Genomic DNA, 15,473 nt, shown 5'->3' on the forward strand with positions numbered 1-15,473 from the left:
TGAAGGCATTATCAAATACACAGATAGTATAGCATAAAGCCAATTTGTAACCTACTATTTAGTTATATTCATACAGTTAGCTGAGATTCTACAAAAAAACTATCTTTTAGGAGATACCTAAAAGATAGTCACAATTTATTTAGCTTTTTCTTGCAAGGATTCGAAAGTGGACTCGCCTTGCGATAGAGCTTGACGAAGCACATAAGAAAAATCAATTAAACGGTCTTTATAAGTGATGGGCACATCAATTGATTCTTTAATTCTATCTTTCACTGTTTCTAAGTTTTGCCTATTTTGAACATTGTATAAAAATATGGTAAATTCATTTAATCCGATTCTCGCCAAACGATCATTGGGTCTTAAAACTGTATCGATCTGTTTAGCAGTTTGTTTCAAAATAACTTCGCCAGCTTCTTTGCCATAATGATTTTGGATATCTTTTAAGTTATTAAATTCAACAATGACAACGCCATGTTTTTTATTTGCAGATTTCAAGTCGCCTTTAACATAGAACTCCATCGAAGTTTTTGTTAATAAACCAGTTAGAGGATCACGATCAAAAGCTTCTTTTTTTACTAAGTACTGATAGCTAACAACATAAACTAAACTACCTAAGAAAAGAAGTAATAAAAATACATAATAAACTAACATTTGTTCAAAAAAGAAAATAGGCACAGCTAGTAAACTAATCACAAGTAAAGTAATGAGAATAGCAAGGGAGCGATTCCTTTGCATAAATTAACCTCCTATCGGAATTATAGTTCTATAGTATAGTCTTAATTATAGCATCTATATTCATAAAAAAATTTTTATTAGGTCTAGATATTCATTGATTCAAAAAGCTGACAAAAGTTTGTCACATTTAAAAATTTCGTACTGTTTGATCTGCCCAACGAAGTGATTCCAAATACCACGTAGCCAAATTTTTATCATTTATTTTTAAATCTTGCGCCAATCTTTGCGCTTTACTCCATTCCGCTTCTTCATAAGCCCGAATGATTTTTAAAACTCTAGCCAAGTCGCCTTTTTTTGAAATCAAACTATCTTTTACATCTTCACTAATTGAAACATTTTCTAAAGCACTTTCCATTGATTGATCTAACAATGCATCTACAACACTAAAAAGACACATTAAAGAAATTTCATGCTGACGTTGGTATAACGGCCCATTTTTTGCGAGTAGTTCGCCAAACTTTGATCTAACCAATGATAAGCGTAGAAGTTCAATGGGTTTATTTGTTTTGAATTCCTGCATAAAGAGCACATGTACCCATCTTTCAAATTCATTCAATCCCATTCTTACTAAAGCAGATTGAATTGTTTTTAATCTTTCTTTCGCATGTGTAATTTCTTTGATTCTCATCAATCGATAGGCAATATTGACATCGTGTGAAATAATTTCTGCTAGTTTTCTAAAAGAAGGTTCCTCTTTTTTTAATTCTTGGAAAATCATTTGAAAAATAATTTTTGGTGTCTTTTCCATTTTCATCCCCGCAATGATTTGAGGGCGTTGGAAAAAGAATCCTTGAAATAAGTGAAACCCCATTTCTTTAGCTAGCAAAAACTCTTCTTCCGATTCTACTTTTTCTGCCAGTAAAATATGATGATGTGCTAAATCATTTTTCACTTCCTTCTTCAATGTCAACAATGAAGTTTGTCGGATGTCATACTTGATAATGTTAGCATATTTTTTTAAAGGAGCAGTAATTCCTTTATTATCAAAATCATCTAAAGCAATTGTATATCCTTTTTGCCGTAGTTCTTTTATTCGCTGAATAATGCGAGGATCCGGATCAACGTTCTCAAGTACTTCTATTACTAGTACATCCGGTTTAACTAATTCAATTGTTTTTGATAGCAAAAAATCATAATCAAAATTCACAAATGCTTTTTGTTTACCTACTATATTCTCTATTCCCAGTTCAAATAGACCCCCTAATACAGTCGCAGTAGAAGCTTGAGGAGATATACAATCGTATGTAGAAGTTGTACTAGAGGATCGAAAAAGTAATTCATATCCATAAATTTTTTTAGTTTTATTAAAAATAGGTTGTCTTGCTATATACAAAAAAGCACCTTCTTCACTTTTTTTGTCTCTAATTAATAAGATAACATACATTATTCTATTTTAATTAAATTTTTTGAAATTTTTAAATGAAAGGATCAATAGAAAAGGAGCCAGAACAAAATGTTCTGGCTCCTTTTCATTTTTCCCTTTAAAAAATACAGTAAAAAAAGAAAATCCTTTAGCCAACAATCTATTTTTTGCTTATTTCTTTGAACTGAAACACTCGCTATCTGCCAGACTAAGCTTAATTATAGGTAATCAACCCGAGAATTTCTTCTTTCGTTTTCAGATACTTCTCATCCATCTCTATTCGATGTGTATCAGATTGAAAAGCAGTATAAGTGTAATCCACATTAATTTCTTTCAAAATTGTTCCTGGTTGCTTTGACATCACAACTACTTTTGTTCCCAAAGCTAAAGCTTCGTCTACATCGTGAGTGATCATCAAAACAGTGTTTTTATTCTCTTTCCAAAGAGTTCGAATGAGTCCTTGCATGTTTAGCCGTGTTAGAGCATCTAGAGCACCTAAAGGTTCATCCATTAGTACCATTTCCGGTTCGTTTGCTAATACTCTTGCAAGTGCTACTCTTTGCTTCATCCCTCCAGATAAATCAAAAACATTTTTATCTCCTTCGGAAGATAAATCGATTTGTCTCAAAAAGTTTTCCGTTTTTTCTTTTATCTCCTTGCTATCTAACCCTCTCATTTTAGGCCCAAAAGCAACATTTTCTTCTACAGATAGCCACGGATATAATGTAGGTGATTGAAAAACAACACCCTTATGCCAATCTGGTCCTTTTATTGGTTTACCTTGAAAAAATGCTTTCCCTTTTGTTGGAAACTGGTATCCAGCAATGATTTCTAATAAAGTGCTTTTCCCACATCCAGAAGGACCAAGTACACAAATAAACTCTCCTTTATTAACAGTTAAATTGATTTTATCCAATGCAACTGTCCTTTGACTGCCTTCTCCATATTCCATTGAAACATCTTCTATTTTTACGAGTTGTGAATTTTCAGCCATTATGATCCTTACCTTTCCAAAACCATTTCAATGTAACGAGGATTTATAAATTCATCATACGCTGCTTGCTCTGGAGAAGCTGAAATGGAACCTTGATCTTCTAAAAAGTCTCCGGTTTCTTTCATTACTTTTGAAAAATCCCCTGATTGCTCACTTGTGCCTAAATATTCTTTAGCTATTTCTTCTTCTGGTGACAGCCATATCGATCCTGCCATTTGTGAAAGAGCTTCATCAGCTGTGATTTCTAACGTCTTCGAAACTGTCATTGCAGCTTCTGCCGCATCATTTCTGTATACATCTCCACCGACTATTGTTGCTTCAATAAAATCAGCTACTATTTCAGGATTGAATTCAGAGAATTCTTTACGTGCTAATAAGACATTTGCAGTTTTATGTCCCATTTCTGCCACTTCAGCAGAAGAGATGATCATTTCTCCATCTTCTAATAGCTTACCAAGAGAAGGTTGCCATGTATAAGCAGCATCTATGTCTCCTCTTTCCCAAGCTGCTACAATATCCATTGTTTGCATGTCCAATAGTTCTACATCTTCAGCAATACCTGCATTATCTAATGCCTGCAACAGGCTATAATGGGAAGTAGATGCAAAGGTTGTAGCTATCTTTTTTCCTTTTAAATCAGAAACCGTTTCAATTCCAGATTCTTTTCTTACGGCAAGACCTTCTATTTCGCCTAGTATTTCATGTAACCAAATCAATTCAACCTCGATACCATTAGCTAATGCAATAATACCGTTTGTGTTCCCCATCGATGCGAAATCAATACTTCCTGATGTGAGTGCTTTATTTGCATCCACACCGGAATCAAATACGATAAAATTGGTTTCGATCCCTTTTTCATCAAAGTACTCTTCGTAAATTCCTGAAGATAAAGCTACCATTTCATCATTTGGAACGCGTAAATATCCTATAGTGATTTCACTTGGTTTATTCGCCTCTGTTTCACTCTCTTGGGAACAACCAACTAAGGTAAAAGCTGCAAGAACAGTGGTCATTACTAAACTTTTTCGTAATTTATTTCTTTTAAATATCATTATTCTTTTCCTTTCCAAAATATTAATTTTCTTTCCAGATAAATAAACATTCCATCCATTGCAATACCGGTCAATCCCATCAGAATTATACCGACAAACATGACATCTGACTTCAAATATCTTGAAGCATCGATGACCATCCATCCTATTCCTGAAGTTGCCGCGGTCATTTCAGCCGCTACCAAAGTGGTGTATGCAAATCCACTTGCTGTTCTTACACCAGTAAAAATATCTGGCATAGCGGCAGGCAAAACAATTTTTAAAAAAATATTTTTTTGTGAAGCTCCTAAAGATTTTGCACTTAAAATATAATCTCTATTAATACTACTCACGGCTGCCACACACGCAATATATATAGGGGCAAATGCCGCTAGAAATAGTAAGGTGATTTTAGATCCGTCTTCGATTCCCATCCATAATATCAATAGGGCATAATAAGCTAATGGGGGGATCGGTCTGTAAAACTGAACTATAGAATCAATAATGGCTCTAAATTTTGCAAAAAATCCACTTAACAATCCTAAAGGAATCGCTGTAATCATGGCTAAAAATATTGAACCAAACAGCCTCTTGAAACTGTCCCCAAGATGTTGCCATAAACTTATTTGATTATATCCTTCTCTCACGATCCGAATAAATGCTGACCAAACTTGTTGAGGTGAAGGCAATATAGTAGAAGAAAAATTTTCAAATCGTGTCGCGAGGATCCATACAAGTAATATGACTAGCCATGTTCCTATCGTTAAAGCTCGCTCAAAGTTACTGCGCTTATTCTGTCGTTTCATTTTGTCCTCCATTATAAAAAATTCTCCAATTAAATAAAGAGAAAAAGAAGAAAAACTCTAATAGAATTTTTCTTCTTACTATTTTTTTAAGCAAAGTTATAATCTGTAACAATTGGGTCTCTATCGAGTTGAATGTCATTGAAATATTCATATTCACTGATCCCCAAGAAGGATCCATCGATGTTATACCCATTAGGATAACCTAATTGATTCAATGCGCGAACCATGTTATAACTGCGTTGACCAGAACGGCAGTGAACATAAAATGGTTTATCTTTCGGAAATTCATTTAAACGATTACGGAATTGACTTAGTGGAATATTGATAGACCCTTTAACGTGACTAAGTTCGTATTCATCTTCTTCACGAGCATCAATGATTGTTGCTCCGTTTTCTACTAACTCTCTAACTTTGGTTACGGGTACTTTATTAAATTCCCCATTTAATACATTTAATCCTACTAAAACAGCATGGTTAACGACATCTTTTGCTGTAGAAAAATGAGGAGAATAGCTTAACTCAAGTTCTTTTAGTTGTTCTAAGTTTCCGTGCAACATAATAGCTGTAGCTATCACATCGATACGTTTGTCCACATTGCCTTTTCCGACTGCTTGTGCTCCTAATATTTGACCAGAAGGTACTGCGAATATTAATTTAAAGAACAAGTTTTCAGCATCCGGCATAATAGAAACTTTGTCTTTTGGTATAACATATGCAAAATCATATTCGATTCCTGCATTTTGTAACTGTTTTTCGTTTAAACCAGTGCTGGCTATATTCATATCGAACATTTTCAAACTTGAAGATCCTATCACACCGGTATTCAAATATGTTCTTCCATATACATGATCTGCTGCAGCACGAGCTTGTCTCTGAGCAGGACCAGCCAGTGTTAACATCATTTTTTTACCTGTAATGAAACAGGTGCTTTCAATTGCATCACCAACAGCATAGATAGACGGGTCGGTTGTTTGATAATGATGATTTACTTTGATTGCTCCGGTCTTACCTAATTCTAATCCCGCATCAACAGCTAATGTAGTTTCAGGTCGTACTCCAATAGCCATCACTACAGCCTGAGCCTTCACTTCTTTTCCTGAATGAAGAACTACTCGATCAGAACTAATTTCTGTAACAGCATCTTCTAAAATTAAGTCTATGCCATTTTTTACAATCTCTCTATTTACTATTTGAACCATATCATAATCCATCGGAGCCATTACCTGATTCTGAGCTTCAATTAGCGTTACTGAAAACCCAGCTTTTTTTAGATTTTCGGCTACTTCTAATCCAATGTAACCTCCACCAACAACTACAACATCTTTCACATCATTTGATTTTGTATAATTTGTTAATTCTTCTACGTCTGGAACAGTTTTCATAACGAAGACATGAGAACTATTAATCCCTTTTATGCTTTGTGGTAAAATTGCTTTTGCTCCAGGAGACAAGAAAAGAACGTCATAAGCTTCTGCATAGGTATCTCCAGTTTGATGGTTCTTCACTTCAACTGTTTTTTCTTCGCGATTTATATGCATTACTTCGTTATGCACTCGTGCATCGATATTGTATTGTGTTTCAAACCCATCAGGATTCATCAGGACTAAATCTTGTGATTCTTCAATATCTCCACTTATGTGAAATGGAATACAACAGTTTGAAAATGATACATAAGGACCTTTTTCAAACATAACAATCTCTGCCTGCTCGTCCAATCGTCTTACACGTGCGGCTACTGATGCTCCACCAGCAACTCCACCAACAATCAATACTTTTTTACTCATTATACTATTTCCTCCTATTATTTAATTTATTTCCTTATTCTATGTGGTAATATACATACTTTTCCTGCGAACATTTTCATTCCAACAATACCACCTAATGTCATTGCCATTAGAAAGAACCAACCAGAAATGGAAAAACTAGATATTGAAGCATACATTGCCCCTATATTACATCCTAATCCGAAACGCGATCCAAAACCTAACATTAAACCTCCAAGTGCGAAATAACCTGCATCTTTTTTGTTGAAACTAAAGTCAAATGAGAATCTCTTCGCTAGCAAGAAAGAAATGGTACATCCGAAGAAAAGCCCAATATTTCGTATAGTCCCTCCATCCGTCAATAATCCTGCTTGCACTTTTTCAATATGCGATCCAAAATACTCAACTGGTAAATGGATACCCAAGTTTTCGTATATTGCAACATTCCACGTTAACAAAGCTGTTGAGACACCCCAGTTTTTATTCGTAGTCACTAAAACAAACAATGCTCCAAAAGCTAGTACCAAAGCCCCAACAACAAAGCTCCATCTCTGAATAAAAAATTTGTGATATGTTTCATAGCTAAAGAACGGAGCTTCTACATCAGAACTGAGTGGTTTCTCAAATTCTTCATAATCTCCTTTGGGGTCCATATAAGTTCCTTCTAATTTACGTTTGTTCTCGTATTTGACAATTATCCAGTACAATAATCCCAACAAACTTCCAACAAATAACAATGAGCCAAAATATCCCAGTACTTGTGGGAGATGGAGTTGAATACCGATTTTTCCTATAGCTGTGCCATCCACTATTTGTCTCATAAAGTGACCGGGTGCAGTGCCAAATACAAAAAAGATAAAGGCAATCAAAGCTCTTCCAGAACCTTCTCCAAAATCAGCTAATGTCCCCGAGCCACAACCTCCTGCCAACATCATACCTATACCGAATATGAAGCCGCCTATGATCGTTGCAATATTAGTAAAGTAAACATTCGTTGTTCCAGGAATAAAAGATGCCCCTTCGGCAGCTAGATAAGCTGGAACTGCCCCGTTTTGAGCAGCTTGCCACTGAATACCCATGGTAACTAAAGCTGTTACGAATAATAATACAAGTATTGCTTTGGATAAGCTCCCTTCTCCTCTCATATAAATCCGTTTAATCCCTCCAGCAAAACCAAATCTAGCTCGCGTCAGTGTATACCCTAAAATTAGTCCCGCAAATAAATATAACGGGAGTTTAACGGACAAAGAATTTAAATATCCACCAAATAACCCCATTGCAATAATCAATCCTGATCCTATAATTGGCTGAAAATAAGAACTAGCTTTGCTTTTTACTGCAGTACTCGATTGTGCCATACTCTTCCTCCAGACCTTTAATGAAAACATCCTATGATAATAAGTGAGCAATAAATATTTTTAACTAGTGAATGTTTTCACTAGTTAATATGTAGTTTTCTCTACAAACTTTATCATACTAAGTTAACACATCATTGTAAAGCGCCTATTTGGAATGGATACATAACAAAAATGAATAATCAAAGACAGCAACGTTTGGTAGCTACTGTCTTTAGAAAAACAGTAAATAAATCACAATAACAGATAAAAAGATTGTGATTTTATGCATAATGTATTCGCCAAGTTGTCGGTAAAAGCTTAAACTGGTATAGTTATGAGAATAAAAGCATTAATGGAAAGAAATTGAGGTGGTTTTTTGTTAGATTATCGTTATATAACCTTTTTGATGGTTGCCAAAGAATTAAACTATACTAAAGCAGCAAAAAAATTAGCACTCAGTCAACCCGCTGTTTCAAAACATATTCACTACATTGAAAATCATTTAAATACTAAACTTGTAAATTATCAGGACAGAAAATTGTCTTTAACAAAAAAAGGTGAATATTTAAAAATAAAAATTGAAGAAATACAGAATGAAATCGAGAGTATAAAAGTCGATTTAATCGATGATAAATCAGCTTGTAATTTACGGTTAGGAGCCAGTCGAACGATCGGGGAATTCTATATTCCAACTTATACTCAACTATTAAACATTCCGGATATTAAAATCGACTTGATCGTCGATAATACTACTCAATTATTAAATCTTCTTGAGGATGAAAAAATAGACTATGCTTTCATTTCGGGTCCGATAGATGCATCTAAGTATCATACACGTCCTTTTTACAACGATAAAATTGTTTTAGTCTGTTCACCTAAACATCCTTTAGCAAATCGAACAGTTGAATTGGAAGAATTGTTTTCTGAAAATTTATTGGCTCGTGAAATGGGTTCGGGGGTATGTGACAGTGTTGAGCACTATTTACTTCAACAGGGTGTTAGCTGCGATCAGTTTCACCAAACTACCAGAATAGGAAACATAGCCTTGCTAAAAACATATATTGCTAATAATGAAGGAATTGGATTCCTTTATGCCATTTCAGTTGTAGAAGAACTTCAAAATGAATCGCTCGCAACAATTTCTATTGAAAATTTTTCCCCTTATCAAGATTTCTTCTTAGTTTGTAATAAAAAGAAGCAGAAAGAAAAAGATATCGAAAAACTAATCCATTTATTTACAAAAAATTTAAATACCACTGTTTGATCCTATACTTTGAAACGAAGTGAAGCATATTCTTTTTTATCTATCTTTATTCTCGTTATAATAAGTTGAGTACTCGGAAAGGGTGGGATTTTTTATGTTAAAAACAATTATCTTGATCTTATTAGTGTTATGGCTGTTAGGTTTTGTCTTCGAAATACTTGGTGGTTTGGTGCATATACTTTTGATTGTAGCATTGGGATTATTTATTTATAATCAACTAAAAAAGAGGGACACATAAAAAGAAGCAGACAAAATTGTCTGCTTCTTTTTTGTCCAAAATTTTTCGACTTCTCCTTTTTAATTCTGTATCATCAGTTTTCTATCAACGCTATGAAAGAATAGTAATATATCTAGAAAGTCCCATGAAATAGCGTCAAACTGATTGTCAGTATGATGCTATTTTTAATGATCACTTTTTTTGTTTCTCTAGTGTTCTAAAACAGGTTGCCAACTTCTGGGAATCTTTTTGAGCATCACTTGTTTCATTCTGAATTTTATTTACTTTTTGAAAGAATACTATGCTAAAATTTATGTATAAGTAAATTATTATTAAAAGGAGCAACTTAAATGATTTGTCCAAACTGCGCTATTTCTGGTCAACGACTGATTTTTTCGCTTCCTGATTCTGTTCTGAATATTTTTAGAGAAGGAAATACTTCTTTAATGAATCACTATAAAATATTAGACGCTAGTGTGGAAACAAATGAAGTAGGAGGGAAAGAACTTGTTGATTTCCTTGAAGCAATGAATCTCGAAGAAAACGTATCTTTTCAAATCAACAATGAAAGCTGGAAACCGATACATAAATTTTCAGATTATGTAAACGCAAACTGGGTAGATGACTTAATAAAAAATCGTCAAGTAAACATGCATTTCCAACCAATCATAACTAAAGACGGTAATATTTATGGTTACGAAATGCTTGCTCGTTTTTTTAATGGAGAAGGTAAAACACTTTATCCTAACATTGTCTTTCCAGCAGCTAAATTGCGCGGGCGAACTTTTGCTCTTGATCGTGTGTGTCGCATCGAAGCAGTTAAAAAAGTTAAACATTTAGTTCATGAAGAGAAAGTGTTTATAAATTTTCTTCCCACTGCGATTTATTCACCCGAATATTGTTTAAGAACTACGACGCTTGTTGCTAATCAATTAGGAATAGACAGTCAACGGTTTGTTTTTGAGGTCGTTGAAACTGAAAAAATAGAAGATGTGGATCATCTAAAGAGTATTCTTCTCTATTATAAGCAAAATGGTTTCTCTTTTGCTCTCGATGATGTGGGGAGTGGATACAATACACTCGATTTATTAGCTGATTTAGAGCCTCCCTATATGAAACTCGACATGACTTACGTTCAAGGTGTTACTAACGATAAAGAAAAACAAGCTGTAGCCCTATCATTCTTGAAAAAAGCAAAGGAGCTAGGCTCTCTCACTCTTGCAGAAGGGATTGAAACTCCGGAAGACTTTTTATGGTTTAAGGATACAGGCTATGATTTATTCCAAGGATATTATTTTGGTAAACCAGCACCCTTCCCATTAAATCAGACAACAGTAAACATACCGAAATAGTTTTAAAAAGCTCATCACAAACCATGCTGTGAATGAGCTTTTTACTTATCCTTAAATCAACTATTAGGGAGTTTATGCTTCAATTGTTTTTAAGACTCGAGCAGGATTACCCCCAACTACAGAATTTTGGGGAACATCTTTGACAACAACAGCTCCGGAGGCAATAACAGCGTTGTCCCCTATCGTGATCCCTGGATTAATAACTGCATTCCCACCTATCCAAACATTATCCCCAAAACGAACGGGCTTGCCATATTCTCTTCCAGAATTTCTTACAGTTGGATCTAAAGGATGAGTAGCAGTATAAATAGCTACATTTGGGCCCAACATGCAGTTATCTCCAAATCTCACTTCACAAACATCTAAAATAACTAAATTATAATTTGAGTAAAAATTCTCTCCAATATGAATGTTGTAACCATAATCAAATCGAATGGTTGGCTCCATGTAAAAAGTTTCTCCTGTGGATCCTAACATTTCTTTTAAAAGTGCTTGTCTCTTGTCTTTTTCCGACTCGTTAGAATCATTGAACTGTTTCACTTTCTCTCGCACCCTATTCCTTTCAGTACTTAATATCAAGTTTGAAGGATCATACATTTCTCCGGCTAACATCATTTCTTTTTCGGTTGGCATATTTTTAGCTCCTTATTATCTATTTTAACAAGCTTCTCTGTAATCATACTTTAATCTCCTTTTTTACTCAAATACACTTAAAAATATATTTGAGTAATTTTATTCTCATTTCTAATGAGTTATACTATAGTTACCGTTGTGTCTAAGAAGGAGCATTTTTATGTTTGATCAATTAATTGACTTTTATCTGCAACACGCAAAACCAACTAAGCATACACAAAGAAATCAATTAGGGATTTTTTCTGGAATAATAGGCTTATTCTCGAACCTAACCTTATTTTTGATAAAATTTTATGCAGGATTCGTTTCAGGAAGTGTTTCCATTATTACTGATTCAGTAAATAATCTTGCTGATAGTGGTTCATCTCTGCTTACTCTTATAGGATTTTCGGTTGCAGGAAAACCTCCCGACAAGAAACACCCTTATGGTCATGAGCGCTTTGAATATATTATTGGATTATTCATTTCATTTATCATATTATTCGTGGGGATCGAATTTCTGACCACATCTTTCAAAAAAATTCTTTCTCCTAGTCCTTTAAGTCCTTCTTTTTTTATAATTGTTTTACTAATTCTCTCTATTTTTATTAAATGGACCCAAGGAAGATTATATGGCCATGTAGCAAAGCGAACTCACTCACAGACCATTCAGGCTGCTAGTCAAGATAGCCTGAATGATGTACTGATCACGTTCACCGTTCTCCTTTCTTTTAGTGTAGAGTGGTTATTTGGGTGGCAAATAGATGGATATGTAGGTTTTATAATCGCTCTTTACATCCTCTATTCAGGGATAGTATTAATCAAAGAGTCCATTGATGACTTATTAGGTACTGCACCTCATCCAGAAGAAATCAATAATCTGATCCATATTTTGGATCAATATGAATCGATTGTCGGCTACCATGATTTATTGATCCACTACTATGGACCAAACAAACGATTTGCTACTGTTCATATCGAAATTGATGATAGTTGGAACTTAGTAAAAGCACATGAAATAATCGATTCTATTGAAAAAATTACAAAAGAAGAATTAAGCATCAATCTCGTTTGTCATATTGACCCTATAGCTATCCGAAGTAAGGAACAAACCGATATTTATCGTCAAATCAAAAAGATCCTCCATTCTTATTCTCTTTCCTTTTCTTTTCATGATTTTCGTGTAGAAGAACATGCTGGAGAATCACTCATTCGTTTTGATGCGGTTGTTCCAGACAATCTGGAAATGTCCGACGACGATCTCTACGATGCAATCGTCGCAGATATACATCTGAAAGTCGGATTTTATTCTGTTGAAATCGATTTTGATCATTTGTACTTTTTGAAATAATGGTGAATGGGAGGATAAAATTATGGATGCTCGAATTCAAGTCTTGAACGAAAATGAATTACAGGACAACCGTTACGTTGTTTATTGGATGCAAAGTTCACAACGAACCGAATATAATCATGCTCTAGAATACGCAATAGTTGAAGCAAACAAGCTTTCAAAGCCTTTGCTCGTTTGTTTTGGATTGACGGCTGAATTTCCTGAAGCAAACACAAGACATTACACATTTATGCTTGAGGGACTCAAAGAAGTACAAGCGAATTTAGTAGAAAGAGAAATTCAGTTTGTTCTGCGAGCCATTTCCCCAGAGAAAGCAGCAATAGAAATAGCTCAACTGGCTGCGGTAATGATTGTAGACCGCGGATATTTGCGAATTGAAAGAGATTGGCGGAAAGAAGTTGCTAACAGTATCGAGTGTCCGCTGATCCAAGTTGAAACAAATGTGATCGTCCCTGTCGAATCGGCATCACCCAAGGAAGAATATGCTGCTCGAACGATCCGCAAGAAAATTCAAGTTCAACTGGATACTTTCACTTCATCTCTAGAGGAAAACAAAATCCAGCACTTTTCTTTAAATGAAGATTTACCCTTTTCTACCCTGGTCCCTATTGACATCCCGATACTATTAGACCATCTGCAGGTGGATGGTACGGTTCCAGCTGTGGATGGCTTCAAGGGTGGTACTGGTGAAGCAAAAAAACGATTGGCAGATTTTATTGAGCGGAAACTTCCTTTTTTTAATGATGATAGAAACAAACCTGGCTATGATGTTGTTTCTGATATGAGTCCCTATTTGCACTTTGGTCAAATTTCTCCACTCTATATTTTTCACCAGTTGCAGGCTGCTTCCCCTTCCGAAAATAAGGAATCTTATATTGAAGAGTTGGTTATCCGAAGAGAATTGAGCATGAATTTTGTTTTTTATAATGAAAAATACGATCAATATGTTGGCCTTCCTGATTGGGCAAAAGAGACGTTGGCGGATCATGAAAGTGATGAACGTAAATTTCTTTACACCCTTAAAGAACTTGAAAAAGCTGGTACTCATGATCCATACTGGAATGCTGCCCAGAATGAAATGGTTTTGACAGGAAAAATGCATGGATATATGCGCATGTATTGGGGGAAAAAGATCATTGAATGGAGTCAAAACTCAAAAGAAGCATTTGCTCGGTCTCTCTACTTAAATAATAAATATAATTTAGATGGAAGAGATCCCAATAGTTTCACAGGGATTGCCTGGTGTTTTGGAAAACATGATCACGGATGGAAAGAACGAGAGATTTTCGGAAAAGTTCGCTACATGAATGCAAAAGGTCTGGAAAGAAAATTTGACATGCAAAAATATGTAGATAAAATAAACGGGCTCCTATAAAAAAGCTACAGAAGTTAGGATGATCACACTCTTATTTCTGTAACTTTTGAGTTTAAAAATTTCTAACAGTTTGATCTGCCCACCAAATAGATTCTAAATAGCTAGTAGCCATATAATTAGTGAGCATATTTAATTCACGAGACAATTTATCAACCTGAGGCCAATCTGCTTTTTCGTAAGCTTGAATCATTTTAATAAACGAAGCTAAATTGCCTTTCTTACCGATCAGCGCGTCCTTGATATCATCGCTAATTGACACATTCTCTAATGCTGTTTCCATGTCCGTATCCAATAGCGCATCAAGAATACTGAATAAACACATTAAGGATATTTCATGTTGTCTATCGATAAAAGAGCTGTTTTTAGCTAACAATTCACCAAACTTTGAACGAATCAAGGAAAGTCTGAGCAGTTCTAGCGGTTTATTGCTCGAAAAGTCCTGAATCATCAGCAAATAGACCCAGTGCTCCAATTCGTTTAATCCCATTCTGACTATTGCCGTACGAACTGTTTTTAACCGTTCTTTTTTTGATGTAATGTGGTCGATTCTCATGATTCGGTATGCAATATTGATGTCGTTTGAAATGATTTCAGCCAACTTTGTAAAAGAAGCTTCATCTTTCTTCATTTCAACAAGGAGCATTTGATAGATAATTTTGGGTGTCTTTTTTATGGCCATTCCAGCTATCATCTGTGGTTTTTGAAAAAAATAGCCTTGGAATAAATGAAAACCCAATTTTTTGGCTAGCAAAAACTCTTTTTCGGTTTCAACCTTTTCTGCCAATAATATTTTGTGTTGTTTTAGGTGTGCCTTGACTTGGCTTTCAATTTCATTTAGGGGAGTTGCCAGTATATCATACTTTATGATGTCCACATCTTTCTCCACTTTTGCTGAATGATTCATTATTTGATAGTCGTCTAAAGCTATTTTATATCCCTTTTCTTTCAATTCTATTACGCGCGCAGAAACAGCTTCATCAATTTTAACGGTTTCAAGTATTTCAACAACTAAACGTTCTGGTCGGATAAGTTCTAATGAGGAAGATTTGAGCATTTCTGAATCAAAATTCACAAAAGCTTTCGAATCGCCTGCAATATTATCCATTCCCCACTCAAACAATCCACTCAACACACTAGCAGTAGAAGCTTTTGAAGAAGTCCCGTCATACCCTTTTGATTGCTTCGTTGAACGAAACAGTAATTCATACCCATAAATATTTCGTTGTTTATTAAATATCGGTTGTCTTGCTATATACATATTCTGCCTCTTTTC

The 15,473-nt window shown here is 34.8% G+C and carries 14 protein-coding genes; 5 read left to right on the forward strand and 9 right to left on the reverse strand.

The annotated features are described in order from the left end of the window. Window positions 1-135: 135 nt before the first annotated feature. The 7 genes from H626_RS0101825 to H626_RS10400 all read right to left on the reverse strand — a co-directional run bounded on the left by H626_RS0101825 (window position 136) and on the right by H626_RS10400 (window position 8,050). Window positions 136-735, reverse strand: coding sequence for a diguanylate cyclase domain-containing protein (locus H626_RS0101825; protein ID WP_027107816.1), 600 nt, complete (start codon window positions 733-735; stop codon window positions 136-138). Window positions 736-862: 127 nt separating this feature from the next. Continuing rightward, on the reverse strand, window positions 863-2,068 hold the full coding sequence (locus tag H626_RS0101830; RefSeq protein ID WP_169449761.1) for an EAL and HDOD domain-containing protein: 1,206 nt from the start codon (window positions 2,066-2,068) through the stop codon (window positions 863-865). A 244-nt stretch (window positions 2,069-2,312) separates the two neighbouring features. After that, window positions 2,313-3,092, reverse strand: coding sequence for an ABC transporter ATP-binding protein (locus tag H626_RS0101835; protein WP_035618177.1), 780 nt, complete (start codon window positions 3,090-3,092; stop codon window positions 2,313-2,315). 8 nt (window positions 3,093-3,100) lie between these two features. Beyond that, entirely contained in the window at window positions 3,101-4,144 is a 1,044-nt protein-coding gene (locus H626_RS0101840) for a taurine ABC transporter substrate-binding protein (protein WP_027107819.1), read from the reverse strand. Next, complete coding sequence (locus tag H626_RS0101845) at window positions 4,144-4,929, reverse strand: ABC transporter permease (RefSeq protein WP_027107820.1); 786 nt, start codon at window positions 4,927-4,929, stop codon at window positions 4,144-4,146. The genes H626_RS0101840 and H626_RS0101845 overlap by 1 nt, the downstream gene beginning before the upstream one ends. A gap of 86 nt (window positions 4,930-5,015) precedes the next feature. Beyond that, window positions 5,016-6,713 (reverse strand): FAD-dependent oxidoreductase, encoded by a 1,698-nt coding sequence (locus tag H626_RS0101850; protein ID WP_027107821.1) that lies wholly within the window; start codon window positions 6,711-6,713, stop codon window positions 5,016-5,018. Window positions 6,714-6,739: 26 nt separating this feature from the next. Continuing rightward, window positions 6,740-8,050: a YeeE/YedE family protein gene (locus H626_RS10400; RefSeq protein WP_051237707.1), complete on the reverse strand. Its 1,311-nt coding sequence runs from the start codon at window positions 8,048-8,050 to the stop codon at window positions 6,740-6,742. Between the two features lie 355 nt (window positions 8,051-8,405). On the opposite strand from H626_RS10400, the gene H626_RS0101860 reads away from it, so the two are divergent. The 3 genes from H626_RS0101860 (at window position 8,406) to H626_RS0101870 (ending at window position 10,862) form a co-directional block, all read left to right on the forward strand. Next, complete coding sequence (locus H626_RS0101860) at window positions 8,406-9,293, forward strand: LysR substrate-binding domain-containing protein (RefSeq protein ID WP_027107822.1); 888 nt, start codon at window positions 8,406-8,408, stop codon at window positions 9,291-9,293. A gap of 94 nt (window positions 9,294-9,387) precedes the next feature. After that, window positions 9,388-9,531 carry a lmo0937 family membrane protein gene (locus tag H626_RS11730; RefSeq protein WP_156883199.1) on the forward strand — a complete coding sequence of 48 codons (144 nt, stop codon included), beginning with the start codon at window positions 9,388-9,390 and terminating at the stop codon, window positions 9,529-9,531. Between the two features lie 329 nt (window positions 9,532-9,860). Then, window positions 9,861-10,862, forward strand: coding sequence for an EAL domain-containing protein (locus H626_RS0101870; protein ID WP_027107823.1), 1,002 nt, complete (start codon window positions 9,861-9,863; stop codon window positions 10,860-10,862). A gap of 72 nt (window positions 10,863-10,934) precedes the next feature. Here the strand turns inward: H626_RS0101870 and H626_RS0101875 are convergent, their stop codons facing one another. After that, complete coding sequence (locus tag H626_RS0101875; RefSeq protein ID WP_027107824.1) at window positions 10,935-11,495, reverse strand: sugar O-acetyltransferase; 561 nt, start codon at window positions 11,493-11,495, stop codon at window positions 10,935-10,937. Window positions 11,496-11,655: 160 nt separating this feature from the next. Between H626_RS0101875 and H626_RS0101880 the strand changes: the two genes are divergently transcribed. Then, a complete protein-coding gene (locus tag H626_RS0101880; RefSeq protein WP_035618181.1) occupies window positions 11,656-12,825 on the forward strand; it encodes a cation diffusion facilitator family transporter in 1,170 nt (389 codons plus the stop codon). Between the two features lie 22 nt (window positions 12,826-12,847). Continuing rightward, window positions 12,848-14,200 (forward strand): deoxyribodipyrimidine photo-lyase, encoded by a 1,353-nt coding sequence (locus tag H626_RS0101885; RefSeq protein WP_027107826.1) that lies wholly within the window; start codon window positions 12,848-12,850, stop codon window positions 14,198-14,200. Window positions 14,201-14,252: 52 nt separating this feature from the next. Here the strand turns inward: H626_RS0101885 and H626_RS0101890 are convergent, their stop codons facing one another. Further along, a complete protein-coding gene (locus H626_RS0101890) occupies window positions 14,253-15,458 on the reverse strand; it encodes an EAL and HDOD domain-containing protein (protein ID WP_027107827.1) in 1,206 nt (401 codons plus the stop codon). Window positions 15,459-15,473 lie beyond the last annotated feature (15 nt).

Source organism: Lacticigenium naphthae DSM 19658, from assembly GCF_000425865.1.
In the GTDB taxonomy this organism is placed as follows: Bacteria; Bacillota; Bacilli; order Lactobacillales; family Carnobacteriaceae_A; genus Lacticigenium; species Lacticigenium naphthae.